Origin of the sequence: Agromyces cerinus subsp. cerinus (genome assembly GCF_900142065.1) — a bacterium.
In the GTDB taxonomy this organism is placed as follows: domain Bacteria; phylum Actinomycetota; class Actinomycetes; order Actinomycetales; family Microbacteriaceae; genus Agromyces; species Agromyces cerinus.
Genome location: NZ_FSRJ01000002.1, coordinates 703,020 through 721,346, shown reverse-complemented (window position 1 = coordinate 721,346; position 18,327 = coordinate 703,020). Strand labels below are relative to the sequence as shown.

Below are 18,327 nucleotides of genomic sequence, written 5' to 3'. Positions count from 1 at the left end.
TGGTCCCGTCGGGTTCCGCCGGGCTGCCGCTCCGACCCGTCAGGCGGCGAGCATCTGCGAGATGCGCACCGTGTTGCCCGAGGGGTCGCGGAAGGCGCAGTCGCGCGGGCCCCAGGCCTGGTCGATCGGCTCCTGCAGCACTTCGGCGCCCGAGGCGCTCACCTTCTCGAAGAGCGCGTCGACGTCGTCGGACCGGAACACGAGCATCGGCAGCACGCCCTTCGCGAGGAGCTCCTGCATCGCGTCGCCGTCGGCCTGCGAGCGGCCGGCGTGCGGGTCGGAGATCACGATGCCGAGGCCGGGCTGCGCGGCGCTGCCGAGCGTGACCCAGCGGTGATCGCCGGATGCCACGTCGTTCTGCACCTCGAGGCCGAGGCCGTCGCGGTAGAAGGCGAGGGCTTCGTCGACATCGTTGACGGTGACGTTGGTGTACTGGAGTGCGATGGTCATGGCAGCGACGTTACGCCGCGGCGTCACCGCTCGCTTCTCCGTTCCTGCTCGGAGCACCCCGCACCGGACGGGTGCAGGTCTTCGCGACGCACGGGGGCATGGCGTCGACTGCCGCGTGGTCACGACTGCGGTACGACGTGGGGGTCTCTCCGACGATCTCGGTGAATCGCGAGCTGAACGAGCCGAGCGAGGTGCAGCCGACGGCCATGCAGGCGTCGGTGACGCTGGCACCGCCTCGCAGCAGGGCCATGGCGCGTTCGATGCGCCGGGTCATGAGATAGCTGTAGGGCGTCTCGCCGTAGGCGGCCCGGAAGCGGCGCGAGAAGTGCGCCGGGGACATGAGCGCACGTGCCGCCATGGTCGGCACGTCGAGCGGCTTCGCGTACTCGCGATCGATCAGGTCGCGGGCGCGGCGCAGATGAACGAAGTTCTCGAGCTCCTGCGGAGTCATGCACCAACGCTAGCACCGGGCATCCGTCGCTCGATTTCGCGCGACGCCCATGCTGGCTTAGTCTCGGGGCATGAGCACCGAAGTCGTTGCCGAAGTCGTCGTCCGTCCCATCCGTGACTCCGATGTGGAGGCCCTGGGCCGCGTTCACGCGACCTGCTGGCACGAGACCTACGACCACCTGATCAGCGCCGCTGCGTTCGAGCACCTCTCCCCCCGCCGCATGGCCGAGCTGTGGACCCACATGGCCGCTCGCGGTGAGGAGTACAACCAGTTCGCCGCCCTCGTCGACGGCGAGATCGTCGGCTTCGTCGGCTCGGGCCCCGCCCGCGACGAGAACCCCCCGCGCGAGCGCGAGCTCTACTTCATCTACCTGCTCGACGCCTACCACGGCACGGGCATCGGCCAGAAGCTCTTCGACGCCGCGTGCGGCGACCGCCCGGGCTACCTCTGGGTGGCCGAAGACAACCCGCGCGCCCACCGGTTCTACGCGCGCAACGGCTTCACGCCCGACGGCGCCGCGCAAGACGTGCCGTTCCTCGGCGAGGAGATCCACGAGGTGCGCCTGGTCCGCTAGGCGGGCCTCAGCGCAGCGCGCCCACCGAGGCGAGCGCCTGCTTGACGAGCGCGCCCCGCCCGCCCTCCATCTCGGCGGCGACGCTCGGGCTGACGGCCTCCGCCGGGGTCATCCACGTGACCTCGAGCGCGTCCTGGCGCGGCTCGCAGGTGCCGGTCACGGGCACCACGAACGCGAGCGACACCGCGTGCTGGCGCTCGTCGGTGAACGGCGTGATGCCCGGCATCGGGAAGTACTCGGCGACGCTGAACGGCACCGAGCTCGCCGGCAGCAGCGGGAACGCCATCGGCCCGAGGTCCTTCTCGAGGTGGCGGAAGAGCGCGTCGCGGATCGTCTCGCCGTACATGACGCGGCCCGACACGAGCGTGCGGGTCATCTCGCCGACGGCGTTCGCACGCAGCAGCACGCCGACCTCGGTCACCTGGCCGAGCCCGTCGACCCGCACCGGCACCGCTTCGACGTAGAGCAGCGGCAGCCTCCCCCGCACCTCGGCGAGTTCGAGGTCGGTCAGCCACCCCGGATTCGCCGGAGGCCTGACGACGGGTTCGTCGTCGGGGTTCCAGTCCGGGTCGGGGGTGCGTACGCTCATGCCTCGATTCTGCCCCACCGCGCTAGCGTTGACCCCATGACCGACGTGCAGATCGACGATGAGGCCGTGCTGTGGTCCGCCTCAGCGGCCGACCGTGAGGGTCGTCCGCTCCTCGTGCTGCTGCACGGCTACAACTCGAACGAGGGCGACCTGTTCGGCCTGGCGCCCTATCTGCCGCTGTCGCCGGCGGTCGCCTCGCTCCGCGCCCCGACGTTCACGGGGTACGGGCACGCGTGGTTCCCGCTCATGAACGAGGGGGTCGAGCTGTCGATCGATGGCGCGGACGCCTCGGTCACGGCGATCATCGACTGGCTCGACCGGGTCGCGCCCGACGCGTCGTCGGTGGGCCTCCTCGGCTTCTCGCAGGGCGGCGCGATGGCGATCGAGCTGCTGCGCCGCGCGCCGGAGCGCTTCGCGTTCGCAGTGAGTCTCGCCGGATTCGCCCTCCCGGGCGATCGCACGGGCGACGAGCGGATGTCGCAGCTCCTGCCGCCCGTCTTCTGGGGTCGCGGCACGGTCGACCAGGTGATCCCCGCGGCATCCGTCGCCCGCACGCAGGCGTGGCTCCCCGCGCACTCGTCGCTCGACGAGCGCATCTACGAGGGCCTCGGCCACTCGGTGTCCGAGCTCGAGCTCGCCGATGCCGCGGCGTTCCTCGCCGCGCGCTACGCCTGACGCGCAGCCGGCCGGATCAGACTCCCGAGCCGCCGCTGCGGCGAGCTTCGCGCTCCTTGTCGCGCTCGGCGACGCGGATCTTCTCGGCGCGCACGGCGGCCTGTGTTGCACGTTCGGTGACGAGCCATGCGGGCGGCGCCTCGAGCAGCGCCTTGATCTCGGCCGAGGTGAGCGGGTCGGTCACGCCGCCTCGTGCGAGACCGGAGTTCGAGATGCCGAGCTTCGCGGCCACGACGGTGCGCGGGTGCGGGCCTTCGCGACGCAGCACCTCGAGCCACTCGGGCGGCTCCGCCATGAGCGCCGCGAGCTCGTCGCGCGTGACGAGCCCCTCGCGGAACTCCTCGGGAGCGGCCTCGAGGAGGATCCCGAGCTTCTTGGCTGCGGTCTCCGCCTTCATGGTCTGGGAGTTCTTCGACTGGCTCACTCCCTCACCGTATCCCGTCTCGGCGCTTCCGCCCACCGGGAGCCCGTCGGCCATCGTCTACGCTGGGAGCAGGCTGAACACGGCTGCAGGGGAACGGGGGCCGAGGTGACACTGCGACTCCGCTACGTCGCCGGGGTGAGCCCGTCGAAATGGCTTCGGGTGTGGAACGACCTGCGCCCCGATCTGCCCCTCGAGGCGATCGTCGTCGAGGAGTCCGAGCAGCTCGACGCACTCGTCGCGGGCGAGGCCGACATCGCGTTCGTGCGCCTGCCCGTCGACACCGAGGACATGCACGCCGTGGCCCTCTGGGAGGAGCTCGCGGTCGTCGTGCTGCCGAAGGAGCATCCGCTCGCCGAGGCCGAGTCGCTCACGCTCGCCGACCTCGAGGGCGAGACCCTCGCCCCGGTGCAGGACGACCCCGCCATGACGATCGAACTCGTCGCGGCCGGCACCGGCCACGCGATCGTGCCGCACTCGGTCGCCCGCCTGCACCGCCGGAAGGACGTCGTCGCGATTCCGGTGACGGATGCGCCGCCGACGCAGATCTCGCTCGTCTGGCCGCGCGAGCGTGACGACGCCGACATCCAGCAGTTCGTCGCCGTCGTCCGCGGCCGCAGCGCCAAGAGCTCGCGTGGTTCGGCCGACGACCCGCCCCCGATGAAGCCCGCCAAGGCGGCGAAGCTCGCCGCCGCCGAGCGACGGGCCGCGGCGGCGAAGTCGGGCGACGGCAAGGGCAAGGGCAAGAAGGGCGGCGCCAAGGGCGGCCGCCCGGCGCCGCGCACCGGAGCGGGCGCCAAGCAGCGCAGCCGCAGGAGAGGTCGATGAGCTCGAAGCCCTTCCTCTTCCTCTCGGCACGCCCCGAGGTCGAGGCCGTCGGGCCCGAGTACGAGTCGGTGCGCCGCGCCATGGGCGTCGACGCCGACCGCCTCGAGCACGTGCGACTCGACGTCGACCCGATCGGCGATCTCTCGCTCGACTCGTTCGCCGGCATCGTCGTCGGCGGCAGCCCGTTCAACGTGACCACCCCAGAGACGGGCAAGCACGAGGTGCAGCGCCGGGTGGAGGCCGACCTCACGCGCCTCGCCGAGCAGGCGCTCGCCGTCGACTTCCCGTTGCTCTTCACCTGCTACGGCATCGGCGTGCTCACCCGATTGCTCGGCGGCGAGGTCGGCACCGCCTACGGCGAAGACGCCCAGGCGGTCGAGATCCGGCTCACCGATGCGGGCGCGGCCGACCCCCTGGTCGGGGCGCTGCCCGAGCGGTTCGACGCGCTCGTCGGGCACAAGGAGGCCACCGGCCGACTGCCCGGCGACGCCGTGCTGCTCGCGTCGTCGGCGGCATGCCCCGTGCAGATCTACCGTGTGGGCACGCGCGTCTACGCGACCCAGTTCCACCCCGAGGTCTCGACGGCCGACTTCATCGCCCGCGCGCAGGTCTACCGTCACCACGGCTACTTCCCGGCGAGCGAACTGCGCGAGGTGGGCGAGCGTCTGGCCGCGGCATCCGTCACCGAACCCCAGCGGATGCTCCGCCGCTTCGCCGAACTCGCGAGCGAACCCGCGCGCGGCTGACGCGCGACTGCGCCACGTGCCGGCGGTGCGTCCTGTGTCGCACCCGGCCGACACGCGGCGGTCGATCGCGCGGTGGGGCTACGCGGCCGTGCTCTTGTTGCGCCCCCGGGTGATGAGCCCCCAGATGAGCAGCACGATGATCGAGCCGGCGATGGCGAGGAGCCACGTGCCGAGGTCCCAGAACTGGTCCATGCCGACACCGAAGAGGGCACTGCCGATCCAGCCTCCGAGCAGGGCCCCGACGACGCCGAGCAGCAGGGTCATGAACCATCCCCCGCCCTGGTTGCCCGGCAGGATCAGCTTGGCGATCGCGCCGGCGATGAGGCCGAGGATCAGAAACGCGAGGAAACTCATGATGTGCTCCTTCGTTCGATACCCCAACGAAACCACCGCGGATGGGCTGGTGCAAGCCCCTTGCCCCGCGTGGCGTCGATGCGATATCTCGCCGATGCCGCGCGGATCAGGCCGTTCTCGCCGCGAAGAGCGGGTAGCGACGGCGCAGCAGCATGCGCTGCCCGAGCGTCCAGGCGACCGTGACGAACAGGTAGAGCGCCGCGGCGAGCGGCACGAAGACCGCGATCACGGCGGTGATGAACTGCAGGGCGCCGAGGGCGCGGGCCATGCCCGGCCCGGCGAGCAGCGCAGCGGATGCCGCGGCGGGATCGTTCGGCGCCGAGGCATCCGCTCGGCTCGTGGCGACGGCCCCGCCGGCCCCGCCGGCCGGCGGCTTCGGCTGGAAGACGCGGCGGGTGAGTTCGCCGACGACCGCGATGCCCGCGATCACGACGCCGAAGACCACGAGCGCGGCCGGGGTCAGCGTGCCTGTGGCGATCTGGCCCGCGAGGCTCGAGCCGAGCGGCACGCCGAAGAAGGTCTGCTCGAGCAGCGCGTTCGGGTGCCCGGCGATCGTGGGCAGGATGAAGAGCGCGTAGATCACGCCGACGATCGGCGCCTGCACGAGCATCGGCAGGCAGCCGGCGAAGGGCGTCGTGCCCTCGTCGCCGTAGAGCTTCATGGTCTCGCGCTGCAGTCGTTCGGGGTTCGCCTTGTGCTGCTTCTGCAGCGCGGCGAGCTTCGGCGCGAGGCGTGAGCGGGTCTGCTCGGCCTTGGCCTGCGAGATGCCGACGGGAATGAGCGCGGCGCGCACGAGCAGGGTGACGAGCACGACGGCCGCCGCGGCGCTGGCGATGCCGATGACGGGTTCGAGCAGGGCGGCGAGGGCCATGAGCACGGCGTGGGCGCCGTCGAGGAGGCCCGCGATGGGCGGGAAGGCGTAGAGGTCCATGAGGGGTTCCTTGCGGTCGAGAGGGATGACTGGATCCGTCTGGCCGCGAGGAGTCGCCGAGGGCACGCCCGAATGGGCGGTGCACGGGCCGGTGGGCGCCGTGCGGGTCGGTCGAGTGTCGCTACGCGGCCGCGTGGCCGCGTGTCGGAGCCCGGGGACGCGCACGCCCGGGTGCGTCGGGGTCGCTCTGCGCGAGGAGCCGCCACGGATCGGCCGTCTGGCGGAACCGGGTGGCGGCGCCGCTCGCGTCGGCCGCGACCATCGCGGGCATCGACTGGCAGGCGACGACGACCACGGCGACCGCGGCGGCGCCGACGACGCCGACGAGCACGACCGACATCTGCGCGTTCGAGGCGAGTGCGATCTCGAGCGAGGCCTGCGCGACGCGGAAGAGCGCGACGAGGAGGTCGATCATGTCGACTCCTCTCTGCGGTGGTGCGTCTCGGTGTGCGTTCGCAGGGTCGCGGGTGCCGCGCCTCCGTGGCTCCACGCTAACACCGGCGCGTCACTCCTCGTCGAGCAGCCGCTCGAAGAGCACGTGGTCCTGCCACTCCCCCGCGATGCGCAGGTAGCGACGGGCGAGGCCGAACCGCTCGAAGCCGTTGTGCGCGAGCACCGCCTGCGACGCGGCGTTGTGCACGAGCGTGCCGGCCTGCACCCGGTGCAGGCCGATGCCCCGCGCGGCGTGCACGGCGAGGCCGACCGCCATCGTCGCGAGTCCTCGGCCGTTGTACCGCGCGTCGATCCAGTAGCCGAGGTGGGCGTTCTGGAAGGCGCCGCGGACGATGTCGGAGAGGTTCATGCGGCCCACGATCTCGTCGCCGTCGACGATGACGAAGGGCACCGCGAGCCCCGCCTCGAAGCGGACGATCGTGGCCTCGACATCGCGGCGATGCGTCTCGACGTCGAAGAACGCCTCTGAGCGAGCGGGCTCCCAGGGCGCGAGGTGCTCGCGGTTGCGCGAGTATGCCGCGGCGAGCGCGGGACCATCGCCGGGCGCGAGCTCTCGGAACACGAGGCCGTCGCCGAGATCGACCGGTTGCTGCACGCGTCTGCTCGCTTTCCTCCGATGCCGGGCGACGGATGCCGCGGGGCCGGTCAACCACGCTAACACCGGCGGAACCGGTGCAGACTGGTGGGGTGACCCGCACGTCATGGGTGCTGCACGTCGACCTCGACCAGTTCGTCGCTGCCGTCGAGGTGCTGCGGCGCCCCGAACTCGCGGGCAAGCCGGTCATCGTCGGGGGCCGCGGCGACCCGAGCGAACGGGCCGTCGTCTCGACCGCCTCGTACGAGGCGCGCGAGTTCGGCGTCGGTTCGGGGATGCCGCTGCGGATCGCCGCCCGCAAGGCACCGGATGCCGTGATCCTGCCGGTCGACGCCGAGGCGTATGCCGAGGCATCCGCTGCCGTGATGGCGACCCTGCGCGTGCAGCCCGGCGCGATCGTGCAGGTGCTCGGCTGGGACGAGGCGTTCGTCGGCGTCGAGACCGCGGACCCCGAGGCGTACGCCCGGCGGATCCAGCAGGCCGTGCTCGACCGCACCCGGTTGCACTGCAGCGTTGGCGTCGGCGACACGCTCGTGCGGGCCAAGGTCGCGACGGGGTTCGGCAAGCCTCGCGGGGTGTTCCGGCTCACCGTGGAGAACTGGCTCGCGGTGATGGGCGACCGGCCGACGATCGATCTCTGGGGCGTCGGCACGAAGATCTCGCGGCGGCTCGCGGACCTCGGCATCACGACGGTCGCCGAACTGGCCGCGGCCGATCCCGATGCGCTCGCCGCCGAGTTCGGGCCGCGAATGGGCCCCTGGTATGCCGAGCTCGGTCGGGGCGACGGCTCCGACATGGTCGACGACACGCCCTGGGTCGCTCGCGGCCACAGCCGGGAGACGACCTACCAGCAGGACCTCACGGAGCCCTCGCAGGTAGAGGACGGCGTGCGCGAGCTGGCCGCGCACGTGCTCGACGACGTCGCCGCCGAGGGCCGGCCCGTCATCGGGTTGACGCTCAAGGTGCGCTACGCGCCGTTCATCACCAAGGTGTTCACGAAGAAGATCGCCGAGACGAGCGACCGCGCGGTCGTGCTCGAACGCGCGCTCGAACTCGTCGGCCGTATCGAACCCGACCGGCCGATCCGCCTGCTCGGGCTGCGCGCCGAGATGACGATGCCCGCCGACGCGCGCGACGGGCACACACCGACCCGCGGCGGGTGGTAGCCCGGCCGCGCTCGGTGACCTCAGCCGTCGAGTCGCCTGGCCCGCGCGAGCAGGTAGTCGCGCTCGGGGATCGAGAGCGTCAAGCCGGCGGCGTCGCGGTACTCGTCGACCGCCTCCGCGCTCCGGCCCGCACGCTCGAGCAGGTGGGCGCGCACCGAGGAGAGGCGTCTCCGGTCGGGGATCTCCCCGCTCCCGGTGAGCGCGTCCACCGTGGCCAGGCCGGCTTCGGGCCCGTGCACCATCGCCTCGGCGACGGCGCGGTTGAGGGTGGCGATCGGGTTGCCGCTCGTCTGCTCGAGCAGGCGGTACAGGGCGAGGATCTGCGGCCAGTCGGTGGTCTCGGTGCTCGGGGCCTCATCGTGCAGGGCCGCGATCGCCGCCTGGATCGCGAACGGCCCCGGGGCGCTGGGCGCGGCCTGCACGAGCGCGGTGTCGAGGAGGTCGGTGGCCTCGCGGATCGCGTCGCGGTCCCAGAGCGAGCGGTCCTGTTCGTCGAGCGGGATCAGCGCGCCGTTCGCGTCGGTGCGAGCGGCCCGACGCGCATCGGTGAGCATCATCAGCGCGAGCAGCCCGGCGACCTCGACCTGGTCTGGCAGCTCGGCATGGAGCAACCCGGCCAGGCGTATCGCCTCGTCGCTCAGGCGGAGGTCGTTGGCGTCGTGGCCGGCACTCGAGGTGTGACCTTCGGTGAACATCACGTAGACGACATCGAGCACCGGGTCGAGCCGGTCGCCCGGCCCGAGCGGGGGCGGAAAGCCGGCTCCCTCCGCACGGATGCGAGCCTTGGCACGACTGATCCGCTGGGCCACGGTCGCCTCGGGGAGGAGGTAGGCATGGGCGATCTGAGCGGTGGTGAGCCCCGCCACGGCCCGGAGCGTCAACGCGACCTGCGCTGAACGGGTGAGCACCGGATGACAGCACAGGCGGAGGAGCTGCACACTGTCGTCGGTCTGGACGACGGTCGCGTCTGAGAGCGGATGCCGCAGCTCGACGTAGTTGCGCTCCCGATCGCGCCGGTGGTGGTCGCTGCGGATGCGATCGATCATCCGTCGCCTCGCCGCCGTCAACAGCCACGCGAAGGTGTCGTCGGGAACCCCGCCCTCGGGCCATTGACGGTGCGCCGCCAGCAGCGCTTCCTGCACGGCGTCCTCGCAGACGTCGAACTGACCGACGCCGTACTGGCGCAGGAGCGCAGCGAGGACCTGCGGCGCGCGTGCGCGCAACAGGTCCTCGTGCGGGGTCGGACTCACATGTCCGCTCCGGCCGAGAACATCACGGGCCGGATCTCCAGCGCGAGGCCGTCGATGCTCGCGTCCGGGATCTCCTTGGCGAGTTCGATGGCGCGTTCCTCCGACTCGACGTCGAGCAGGTAGTACCCGCCCATGAACTCCTTCGTCTCGGCGAACGGGCCGTCGACGGTCTCCGGCCTGCCGTTCCGGCTGCGCACCACCTTCGACTGGCTCGGGGCCCCGAGCGCGTGGGTGCTGAGCATCTCGCCCGTCTCGGTGGTCTTGGCCATGAACGCCTCGTGGCCGGCGCCGATGGCCTGCTGCTGCTCGGCGGTCAGGGATTCGAGGACCACGGGGTCCACGTGCATCAGGATCAGGTACTTCACGATTCGTTCTCCTTCGTCGTGCATCGAGGCGGCCCGGTGCCGCGTCATCCTGTGGTCGGAGTCGAGGGCTCGTTCTCGACGCTATCGCTCGAATCGTTCGATGTGACGCAGTCGGACGGCGGTCACGACGGCGAGGATCGCCATGATCACGGCCGCGACCAGCGCCGATGCCTGAACGCCTGAGCAGTACGCCGCAGCCGAGGCCGCTCGCAGCACGTCGTCCCCCGTCGACACGGCGAGGTCGACCGCACCGGCGAGGCTCTCGACGGCGCCGGCCGCCGCCGTGCCCGGTTCGGAGGAGGTCGTCATCTGCGACCGGTACACGGCGGTGACGATGCTGCCCAGCACGGCGATGCCGAGGGCGTAGCCGAGCTGTCCGCTGGTCTCCGAGGTGGAGGCCGCCGACGAGGCCTTCTCGAGCGGCACGGAGCCGATGATCAGATTGGTTCCGAGCGTGGGCAGCGGGGCGGCGCCGAAGCTCACGAGGCTGAAGCCGAGGATGAGCGGCCACGGGCCGGTCGACGGTGAGATCTGCGCCATGACCAGCAGCCCCACGACCGTCAGCGCCAGCCCGGCGCCGATCACGAACCCGGGACGGATGCGCCGCGCCACGAGCGGCATCATGACGAATCCGACGACTCCGACGATCGCGGGCGGCACGGTGTGCAGGCCGGCCGTGAGCACGTCGGCGCCCGCGACCAGCTGGAAGTACTGCGTGTTCAGCATCATGAGCGGACCGGTGAGCATCGTCATCAGGAAGAGGCTGACGAGAACCAGGCTGAACCCTCGCCTTCGGAACATCGACAGGTCGAGCAGCGGCTCGTGATGCGGGTCGTCGGCGAGCCGCTGCTGCCGTCGGACGAACGCCACGAGGAAGCACGCGCCCAGCACGATGGCGACGACCGGCGCCCACTGGATGCCGACCCGCGCCGACTCCTTGAGCCCGAAGACGATCGGCAGCACGGCGAGGAGGGAGAGCGGCACGCTCACGGCATCGATGCGGCGACGGTGCGGGTTCGCACGAGGTTCCTTGCCGTTGCCGTCGCCGTCGCCGTCTCCGGCGCCGTCTCCGCGGTTGTCCACTCCCTCGCCGACCACGAACGGGAGCATTGCGCAGACGAGCGCCATGACGGGCACTGCGATCAGGAAGACCGAACCCCACCAGAACGAACTCAGCGCCACCCCGCCGACGAGCGGTCCGATGATCATGCCGCCCATGAGGCACGTCATGAAGATCCCGAGGGCGACCGAGCGCTGCCGGTCGTCGCGGAACATCCCGGTCAGCAATCCGTAGAGCGCCGGCGTGAGCGCTGCCGCTCCGACGCCCATGAGCGCTCGGGCCGCGATCAGCACGTCGGGCGATGGGGCGAACGCCGCGACGGCGGACGCGATGGCGACGGTCGCCGCTCCGAGCATCGCCATCCGGCGCCGCCCCAACCGGTCGGCGAGTCCTCCGAACGCCACGAGCAGCCCGGCGAGGGCGAACCCGTAGGCGTCGACGATCCAGAGCTGCTGACTGGCGTCGCCGCCCAGCTCCACCGCGATGCTCGGCAGCGCGAGCAGCACGACCGAGGTGTCGATCGCGATCACCAGGGCTGCCATCGCGAGCACCGCGAGCCCGAACCACTCTCTCAGCCCTGCGCGGCGGGTCGTCTCCGCTGCTCGAGTCGTCGCCGACGCCATCGTGTTCCCCTGTCTGTCGATCTCCATGCACCGTGGTCGGAGACGACCCGCCGTTCTCGACAGTCCCGGGGTATTGATGGAGCGAACCGTTGGGGCGAGACTTGCGACATGGACCACACGGAAGAAGTGCGCGCCGTCGGCGAGGTGATCGACCGGCTCGTCGGCCGGTTCCCCGATCTGCCCCGCGACCACATCGCCGCCGTCGTCGAGGCGGCCCACCTCGAGCTCGAGGGCAATCCCGTGCGCGACTTCGTTCCCGTGCTCGTCGAGCACACCGCGAAGCAGCGCCTGAAGCAGGAGGCGACGGCCGCCCCGGTGTTCACCGATGCGGCCCTCGGCGACGCTCGCGGCCACGACGACGCCGACGCGGTCGAACTCGACCCGATGGAGATCGAACGGCAGGCGCGCGAGCGCGAGTCCGGCTTCCTCTTCGGCGACCTCGGCGGCGGACCGAGCTGAGGGGCTCGGCGGAGATCTGGAACGGAGCGCGATGGACTGGGTCATCCTGATCGCGTCGGGCGTGCTCGAAGCCGTGTGGGCGACAGCGCTCGGTGCATCGCAGAACTTCCGGCGCCCCTGGCCGACCGTGCTCTTCGTCGTCGCCCTCGTGCTCAGCATGGCCGGACTCGCCTTCGCGATGACCACGATCCCGGTGGGGACCGCGTACGCCGTCTGGGTCGGCATCGGCGCGGTGCTGACGGTCGCCTACGCGATGATCTTCGGCGGTGAGCGCGCGAGCCTCGTGAAGGTGCTGCTCCTGCTCGGCATCATCGGGTGCGTCATCGGACTGAAGATCGTCGGGGAGGCCTGACGTGCACTGGCCCGTCCTCATCGTGAGCGCCGTGCTCGAGGCGGTCTGGGCGACCGCCCTCGGCTACTCCGACGGGTTCTCGAACCTCGTTCCGACGATCGTGTTCTTCGTGGCGCTCATCGGCAGCATGGCCGGCCTCGCCTACGCGATGCGCGGCATCCCGATCGGCACCGCCTACGCCGTGTGGACCGGTCTCGGGGCCGCACTCACCGTGACCTACGCGATCACCTTCGGCGGCGAGTCGGCGAGCGTGCTGAAGGTGATCTTCCTCGCCGGCATCATCGGGTGCGTGATCGGGCTGAAGCTCGTGCACTCCCGGGAAGAGCGTGACGCCGAGGCGTCCGGTGCGCCGCCGGCCTCCGACTCGTGACGCCTCAGATCGCCCGCCCGGAGCAGGCTCCGCTCACTGCAACGCCGAGGTGAGCCGCGCGACGCCGTCGAGGAACGTGGCCGAGGCGGGCTCCTTCTCCCATTCCTCGAGCGTCAGCCGGCGCCCCGCATCGCGGTAGCCCTGCTCGACCGCGCGCATCTGCTCGACGAACGATCGACCGCGCACGAGCAGGGTCACCTCGGAGTTGAGCGCGAACGAACGGATGTCCATGTTGCTCGACCCGATCACGGCGACGTCGTCGTCGATCGAGAGGTGCTTCGAGTGCAGGATGAACGGCGCCGGATAGAGCCAGATCTCGACACCCGCCTTGAGCAGCGGTTCGTAGTACGAGCGCTGGGCGTGCCACACGGAGCCCTGGTCGCCGATCTCCGAGACGAACAGCTGCACGTCGAGCCCCCGCTTGCACGCGGACGTGATCGCGTACATCATCGCCTCGTCGGGCACGAAGTACGGACTCGTGATGATCACCTTGCGCTGAGCCGAGGTGACCAGGGTGAGGAACTGACGCAGGTTGTTCTCGTCGTCGTAGCCGGGACCGCTCGGCACGACCTGGCACACGAGCGCCCCGGCCGAGACGTCGGGTGCGACATCCGATGCCCGAAGGTGCGCCTCGTCACCGAGGAGTTCGCCCGTCTCGGAATACCAGTCGGACAGGAAGACGCCGTTGATCGCCGGAACGATCGGGCCGGTGACGCGGGTCACCAGCTCCTGCCACTTGAGCCCTCGTTTCAGGTTCTTCGGCGAGTTGTAGGTGCGGTCGATGAGGTTCTGCGATCCCATGAAGCCGACCAGGCCGTCGACCACGAGCAGCTTGCGGTGGTTGCGCAGGTCGGGTCGCTGGTACTGGCCCTTGAACGGCCGGACCGGCAGCATGTAGCTCCACCCCACCCCGATCCGGTCGAGCTCGGCCACCGTCTCGTCGTGCCCCGCCACCTTCCTCGACGCGATGAAGTCCATGAGGAGGCGAACGCGGACGCCGCGCTGGACCGCGCGTTCCAGGGCGCCGAAGAACCCCTTCGTGGTCGCATCGAACGAGGCGATGTAGAACTCGACGTTCACGAATCGCGTCGCGGTGTCGATCTCCGCGGCCATGGCATCGATCGACGCCTCGTAGTCGCCGATCAGGACGGCGGTGTTCCCATCGACTGCGGGCAGCGCTCCCAGGTCCTGGTTCTGCCGGGTCAGACCGATGAACCAGTCGGGCCAGGTCGATCGGTCGGTGGGGAGGTCGAGTTCGTCAGCTCGCTCGGCGATCAACCGGTTCAGCTCGGCCTGTCGCTCGGTTCGCCGCTTCGGGAGCTTCGAGTTGCCGATGATCAGGAAGAGGATGATGCCGACGAACGGGATGAGGAAGATCGCGAGCAGCCATGCCATGGCGGCGGTGGGCTTGCGATCGCGCGGAACGATGATGAGCGCGGCGATGCGGATCCCGAGATCGAGCACCACCACGATGCCGGCGATGATCGGGAACTGATCGTTCACGAGCACGTCGTTCGTGTCGAGGCATCCGTGCCGCGCCGACGATGGAAGCGATCGGACATGGTGAGTCCTTCCGACTGGGCGATTCCCGCGTGGGCGCCGACGACACCCCAGCCGTCATTCGACACTGCGAGGACGCACGGCGCATCATCGGGATCGAATGAAACCCCGCGGCGTGCCCGGCAGCGATCGATGCCGGTTCCTCTCGGGGATCGACGGTGTCCGGTTCGCTCGGGAACTCAGTACCCCGAGGTCTCGGTGGGCTCGACGCACACCGACTTGACCTTGTCGGCCGCTTCCTGGATCGCGGCCTGCTGCTCGGCCAGCGCGTCGGGGTCGGGCGCGAGCTCACCCTCGGCATCGGTGGGGATGGTCGCCGCGAACGCCGCCGCCTCGCTGAGCTTCTCGTCGACGGTGGCGAGCGCATCGGCCACGTCGGGGTTGTCGGCCTTCTCGGCCAGTTCGGCGGCTCGCGAACCGTAGTCCTCGAGCGTGGCCTGGATCTCTGCGGGGGTGCCGACGCCGCTGAGGGCGTTCTGGGCGCCGTTCGCGACATCCCGCAGCGTGTCCTGCAGGGTCTCGCACGCACTGGCGACCGCCGTCGACGGTGTGCCACCTCCCGAGGCGCAGCCGGAGAGGAGCAGCGCGCTCGCAACGACGAGCACGGCGGACGTCTTGGTTCCTCGCATGATGGAATCCCCGATCGTGATGCCCCCGCGTCTCGCGAGCACCACTTCGACTGTGGCACGTCCCCGAGTGGGAGTAAATAGCGAGTTTCGCTCACATGATCGGGCGGGCGCGCTTCCCCTGTCGCAGGGGGGCGCCCACGCCGACCCGTCGCCTCCCACACAGGCGACCCGGCGAGCTGACTCCGGCGGGGTTCGTACGTATGATCGCCTGCATGAGGAGACGGTGATGTCGAAGATCATCTGGACGGCCGTTGCGATCGCGGGTCTTGCCGCCGTGGCGATCCTGTTGGCGCTGTTCCCCGAATCGGCGGGCCCGTGGATCGCCGCTGCGCTCTGGGGATCGATCGCGGTCGGAATGGTGATCAGGATCCTCACGAAGCGATCCGGGCCTCCGGCGCAGGAGCCCGGCCTCGGCGCTCTCGAGGCGTACGAGTCGAACTACCTCGGCCGGCGCCCTCACCGCGCCGAGTGGCCGGTCGACGAGGAGCCGACGACCTCGATCATCGAGGACACCGGCCAGAGCGACATACAGGGCAATCGCATCGTCGTGAAACCCGGCGAGCAGTCCGGCGACGCGTAGGTGCGCGCCGGGAATCGAACCGGCCCGGCCCGAGTGTCGACTTCGAGAGCCGCGGGCTCAGCATGCACTCCGTGGGGCGGTCTGGAGCGTGTGACGGACAAGCCAGCGCAGCGTCGAACTCAGCCTGGTCGACGCCGCATCATGACCGCAGTTCTGGTGCTGGTCGGCGTGGCGCTGGTCGTGATCGCCGTCGTCACCTGGTCGATGTACCTGTCGTAGCCCGCGGGGTGCAGGAACAGACGGGCCAGGGCGCGCCTCAGTCTCAGCCATCGACCAGCGAGACGAGCTGGCCGTGTCAGCAGGTGGTGAGCGGGGCACGAAAACGCCCGCTGGAAAGACCCTGTCGGAGCAGTCTTCCCAGCGGGCCTTTTCGCTACCTACGCGGCGTCCCCGTGAACGCCGCGTCGACGGCGGTACCGGGCGAACCCCAGGAGCGCGCCGGCGCCGAGGAGCACCGCAGCCGCCAGGTTCACCAGCGTGCCCACGTGCTCGGTTCCGGTGCTCGCGAGGCCAGCTCCACCAGCCGACGGCGTGCCCGGGACTACAGGCTTCGTGGTCGGCGGCGTCACCACAACGGGCACCTCACCAGTCCGCGTGGTCGCTGTGTCCTCGCGCTGGCCGGGGTTCGCGACTCCGGTCGGCGGGGTGACAGTCGCCGTCGCGACGTTCACGACAGACCCGGCCTTCACGTCGGCCGCCGTGACGACGTAGTCCTCGTCCGTCGCGCAGCTCGTGCTCGCTGCAGGAGCCAGCGACGTGACATCACAGGTGACGGCCCCGCCGAGCGGGTCCTTGATTGCGAGGCCGGAGAGGGGCACGTTGCCGGTGTTGGTGACCTCGAACGCGTAGCTGATCTTCTCGCCGGCGTCCGCGAGCTCGTTGTCGTTCTCGTCGACGAGCGTGGCGGTCTTCTTCATGGTGAAGTCGGCCGCTGCGTCTGCCTGGGTACGGGTCTCAGCGGTCGCGGTGTTGTTCTCGAGCACGTCGTCCGGCTCGTTGGCGATCACGGATGCCGTGTTCACGATGAGAGCGCTGTCAGTCTGCGGCGCCGTGCCCGTGAGCACGATGTCGGCGCTCCTGCCGACCATGAGCGTCGAGCCGACACATGTGAGCGACCCACCAGCGACAGTGCAGCCCTCGGTCGAGGTCGCGACGTTCGTCACGCCAGCAGGCACGAGATCCTGCACGGTGTAGCCGGAGCTGATCGCGGGGCCGTTGTTCGTGACCCGGATCGCCCAGGTGATCGCACCGCCCGGCGCGAGGATCTGATCAGCCTTCTTCTCGATGGCGAGATCAGTGTTCGGCACGGCGGGCATGCAGGAAGCACCATCGTTGCGCTGCGACTTCGGGCCGGCGGCCTGGCTCACGACCGTGAAGGTGGGCGCAGCAGCGCCGGGGTCTCCGATCGCGAGCTGCGTGACGACACCGGTCGAGCTGCTCGAGATGCCGAAGTTGCCGTTGCCGAAGGTGAACGCAGCGCCGGCGTTCGCGTCCTCGGCGGAGATCACGTTGTTCAGCGAGAACGACGTGACTGAGCCGGAGACCGGGTCGATGCGCTCGATCATGCCGCCCTGGTTCGTGCCCCAGAGGAAGCCGCCGACCGGCGTGAAGTCGGCGACCGTGAACTCGTTGCCGAGCTGGATCGTGAGCACAGCACCGGTGTCGACGTCGATCTTGTAGAGCTCGCTCGAGTAGAACGAGCCGACGTAGTAGCCGCCATCGATGAACGCGCCGGCGTTGATGAACGCTCCGTTCGTCGGCATGCCGACGAGGGGACCGAGGTTGTTCACCGTGCCGTCCTCGTCGATCTGCAGCAGGTCGTACGTGGAGGTGCCCGCCAGGTCGTACGAGCCAGAGATGCCGTAGAGCTGCCGGTCCTCGGTGTTGAATCCGATGGCGTTGTAGCGCCCGCCATTGCCGCTCTGGCCGCCCCACGGGGCACCGATCTCAGTGAACACGGCCTTGCCCAGTTCGTACGTCTCCGAGTACAGCTGGGTCGATCCTGACCCGTCAGCGTTCTCGCTCTGAGCCACGTACGCCGTGGGCGTGAGGCAGTCGAGCGGCGCGGCATCGGCAGCCGTGACAGGCAGGGATCCCGCGAGCACAGCGCCGGCCGCGAGGCCGAGCGCCGTCAACGTAGCCAGAGCGCGCGGGCCGCGTCTCGTCCGGTCGTCCAGTTGGTGATGGGTTCGTTGCATTGCGCGTCTTTCGTTCGGAGAGGACGCCCGTTCACAGCCTGGTGGGGAGGCACGGGCGCGCAATGGTGCGAGTTGCACCACCCGAGAGACGCGCGAAGCGCTGGATTATGACGCGAGAGTGATATATCACTCGCAAGCGAGTTGCGCAGCGCGACCTCGGCCAGATCCGTGCAAAGCAAAACCCCCGCCCTCCCAGTGAATTCCTGAGAAGCGGGGGCTTCGTCTATGGCGGTACCGGTGGGATTTGAACCCTAGTCAGCACCCACACCCGAGCTGGGCTGGCACCCCGGAACCGCTAGAACATGCGGAAGTTGGCTCACTCCGCATCACGGGATCTCTCTAGCCATCCCGTCCAAATGTGTCCAGAACTGTGTCCACGTGTCACCGTGACGTGTTGCGCCGTCGAGAACCTGGTGCAGCCCAACCGCTGGTCGCTGGCTCCAGTTGTGACTACGTCGTGCGCGCGGGGCTGCCCAAGGATCCGTCGTGCGCGTGAGGTGTGCTCGAACTTCCGATCTGTAGAAGCGAAGACGATTTCCAATCTTGAAGCTAGGTATGTCGCCCTTGTGGGCGTACACGCGAACCGTGTCCGCCGATACACCTAGGTACTCCGCCATCGCCTTTACGTCGACGGGCTTCTCTTCCAGC

The 18,327-nt window shown here is 70.0% G+C and carries 24 protein-coding genes; 9 read left to right on the top strand and 15 right to left on the bottom strand.

The genetic code is table 11. The features are described 5' to 3' along the window. Positions 1–39 precede the first annotated feature (39 nt). Positions 40–450, bottom strand: a complete 411-nt coding sequence (locus BUR99_RS09310; protein ID WP_074260049.1) for a VOC family protein — start codon at positions 448–450, stop codon at positions 40–42. Positions 451–460: 10 nt separating this feature from the next. Beyond that, a complete protein-coding gene (locus BUR99_RS09305; RefSeq protein WP_074260048.1) occupies positions 461–901 on the bottom strand; it encodes a helix-turn-helix transcriptional regulator in 441 nt (146 codons plus the stop codon). Between the two features lie 70 nt (positions 902–971). On the opposite strand from BUR99_RS09305, the gene BUR99_RS09300 reads away from it, so the two are divergent. Then, positions 972–1,475, top strand: a complete 504-nt coding sequence (locus BUR99_RS09300) for a GNAT family N-acetyltransferase (RefSeq protein WP_074260047.1) — start codon at positions 972–974, stop codon at positions 1,473–1,475. A gap of 7 nt (positions 1,476–1,482) precedes the next feature. On the opposite strand, the gene BUR99_RS09295 is transcribed toward BUR99_RS09300, so the two are convergent. After that, positions 1,483–2,064 (bottom strand): NUDIX hydrolase family protein, encoded by a 582-nt coding sequence (locus BUR99_RS09295; protein WP_074260046.1) that lies wholly within the window; start codon positions 2,062–2,064, stop codon positions 1,483–1,485. Positions 2,065–2,100: 36 nt separating this feature from the next. Here BUR99_RS09295 and BUR99_RS09290 point away from each other — a divergent pair, with 36 nt between their 5' ends. Beyond that, a complete protein-coding gene (locus BUR99_RS09290) occupies positions 2,101–2,739 on the top strand; it encodes an alpha/beta hydrolase (RefSeq protein WP_074260045.1) in 639 nt (212 codons plus the stop codon). Positions 2,740–2,755: 16 nt separating this feature from the next. Here BUR99_RS09290 and BUR99_RS09285 read toward each other — a convergent pair whose 3' ends face one another. Continuing rightward, a complete protein-coding gene (locus BUR99_RS09285) occupies positions 2,756–3,136 on the bottom strand; it encodes a DUF5997 family protein (RefSeq protein ID WP_084183910.1) in 381 nt (126 codons plus the stop codon). 132 nt (positions 3,137–3,268) lie between these two features. Between BUR99_RS09285 and BUR99_RS09280 the strand changes: the two genes are divergently transcribed. Continuing rightward, entirely contained in the window at positions 3,269–3,988 is a 720-nt protein-coding gene (locus BUR99_RS09280) for a LysR family substrate-binding domain-containing protein (RefSeq protein ID WP_074260044.1), read from the top strand. Then, positions 3,985–4,734 carry a glutamine amidotransferase gene (locus BUR99_RS09275; protein WP_074260043.1) on the top strand — a complete coding sequence of 250 codons (750 nt, stop codon included), beginning with the start codon at positions 3,985–3,987 and terminating at the stop codon, positions 4,732–4,734. The genes BUR99_RS09280 and BUR99_RS09275 overlap by 4 nt, the downstream gene beginning before the upstream one ends. Positions 4,735–4,812: 78 nt before the next feature. On the opposite strand, the gene BUR99_RS09270 is transcribed toward BUR99_RS09275, so the two are convergent. The 4 genes from BUR99_RS09270 to BUR99_RS09255 form a co-directional block, all read right to left on the bottom strand. Further along, on the bottom strand, positions 4,813–5,088 hold the full coding sequence (locus tag BUR99_RS09270) for a GlsB/YeaQ/YmgE family stress response membrane protein (RefSeq protein WP_074260042.1): 276 nt from the start codon (positions 5,086–5,088) through the stop codon (positions 4,813–4,815). Positions 5,089–5,194: 106 nt separating this feature from the next. Then, the gene (locus BUR99_RS09265; protein ID WP_074260041.1) at positions 5,195–6,019 is read right to left on the bottom strand and encodes a YidC/Oxa1 family membrane protein insertase; all 825 of its coding nucleotides are present in this window, start codon (positions 6,017–6,019) and stop codon (positions 5,195–5,197) included. Between the two features lie 121 nt (positions 6,020–6,140). Beyond that, entirely contained in the window at positions 6,141–6,434 is a 294-nt protein-coding gene (locus BUR99_RS09260) for a DUF6412 domain-containing protein (RefSeq protein ID WP_074260040.1), read from the bottom strand. Positions 6,435–6,524: 90 nt separating this feature from the next. Next, a complete protein-coding gene (locus tag BUR99_RS09255; RefSeq protein WP_074260039.1) occupies positions 6,525–7,067 on the bottom strand; it encodes a GNAT family N-acetyltransferase in 543 nt (180 codons plus the stop codon). 92 nt (positions 7,068–7,159) lie between these two features. Between BUR99_RS09255 and BUR99_RS09250 the strand changes: the two genes are divergently transcribed. Beyond that, the gene (locus BUR99_RS09250) at positions 7,160–8,233 is read left to right on the top strand and encodes a DNA polymerase IV (RefSeq protein WP_455423299.1); all 1,074 of its coding nucleotides are present in this window, start codon (positions 7,160–7,162) and stop codon (positions 8,231–8,233) included. Between the two features lie 20 nt (positions 8,234–8,253). On the opposite strand, the gene BUR99_RS09245 is transcribed toward BUR99_RS09250, so the two are convergent. From BUR99_RS09245 to BUR99_RS09235, 3 genes are all read right to left on the bottom strand, one after another. Continuing rightward, the gene (locus tag BUR99_RS09245) at positions 8,254–9,483 is read right to left on the bottom strand and encodes an RNA polymerase sigma factor (protein WP_074260038.1); all 1,230 of its coding nucleotides are present in this window, start codon (positions 9,481–9,483) and stop codon (positions 8,254–8,256) included. Further along, positions 9,480–9,848 carry a YciI family protein gene (locus BUR99_RS09240; protein WP_074260331.1) on the bottom strand — a complete coding sequence of 123 codons (369 nt, stop codon included), beginning with the start codon at positions 9,846–9,848 and terminating at the stop codon, positions 9,480–9,482. Before BUR99_RS09240 ends, BUR99_RS09245 begins: the two co-directional genes overlap by 4 nt. A gap of 81 nt (positions 9,849–9,929) precedes the next feature. Continuing rightward, positions 9,930–11,531: an MFS transporter gene (locus BUR99_RS09235; RefSeq protein WP_074260330.1), complete on the bottom strand. Its 1,602-nt coding sequence runs from the start codon at positions 11,529–11,531 to the stop codon at positions 9,930–9,932. Positions 11,532–11,639: 108 nt separating this feature from the next. On the opposite strand from BUR99_RS09235, the gene BUR99_RS20425 reads away from it, so the two are divergent. The 3 genes from BUR99_RS20425 to BUR99_RS09220 are packed head-to-tail and all read left to right on the top strand — an operon-like array spanning position 11,640 to position 12,712. Further along, positions 11,640–11,990 carry a three-helix bundle dimerization domain-containing protein gene (locus BUR99_RS20425; protein ID WP_074260037.1) on the top strand — a complete coding sequence of 117 codons (351 nt, stop codon included), beginning with the start codon at positions 11,640–11,642 and terminating at the stop codon, positions 11,988–11,990. A 31-nt stretch (positions 11,991–12,021) separates the two neighbouring features. Continuing rightward, positions 12,022–12,342, top strand: a complete 321-nt coding sequence (locus BUR99_RS09225; RefSeq protein WP_074260036.1) for a DMT family transporter — start codon at positions 12,022–12,024, stop codon at positions 12,340–12,342. A 1-nt stretch (position 12,343) separates the two neighbouring features. After that, complete coding sequence (locus BUR99_RS09220) at positions 12,344–12,712, top strand: DMT family transporter (protein WP_074260035.1); 369 nt, start codon at positions 12,344–12,346, stop codon at positions 12,710–12,712. A gap of 33 nt (positions 12,713–12,745) precedes the next feature. Here the strand turns inward: BUR99_RS09220 and cls are convergent, their stop codons facing one another. Together cls and BUR99_RS09210 are read right to left on the bottom strand one after the other, a co-directional pair. Then, positions 12,746–14,215 (bottom strand): cardiolipin synthase, encoded by a 1,470-nt coding sequence (cls, locus tag BUR99_RS09215; protein WP_074260329.1) that lies wholly within the window; start codon positions 14,213–14,215, stop codon positions 12,746–12,748. Positions 14,216–14,451: 236 nt separating this feature from the next. Then, on the bottom strand, positions 14,452–14,901 hold the full coding sequence (locus BUR99_RS09210; RefSeq protein WP_143231562.1) for a hypothetical protein: 450 nt from the start codon (positions 14,899–14,901) through the stop codon (positions 14,452–14,454). A gap of 226 nt (positions 14,902–15,127) precedes the next feature. Here BUR99_RS09210 and BUR99_RS09205 point away from each other — a divergent pair, with 226 nt between their 5' ends. Further along, positions 15,128–15,481, top strand: a complete 354-nt coding sequence (locus BUR99_RS09205; RefSeq protein WP_074260033.1) for a hypothetical protein — start codon at positions 15,128–15,130, stop codon at positions 15,479–15,481. A 377-nt stretch (positions 15,482–15,858) separates the two neighbouring features. Here the strand turns inward: BUR99_RS09205 and BUR99_RS09200 are convergent, their stop codons facing one another. Continuing rightward, entirely contained in the window at positions 15,859–17,679 is a 1,821-nt protein-coding gene (locus BUR99_RS09200; protein WP_084183860.1) for a DUF11 domain-containing protein, read from the bottom strand. 326 nt (positions 17,680–18,005) lie between these two features. After that, positions 18,006–18,296, bottom strand: coding sequence for a helix-turn-helix domain-containing protein (locus BUR99_RS20675; protein ID WP_074260031.1), 291 nt, complete (start codon positions 18,294–18,296; stop codon positions 18,006–18,008). Between the last annotated feature and the right edge of the window lie 31 nt (positions 18,297–18,327).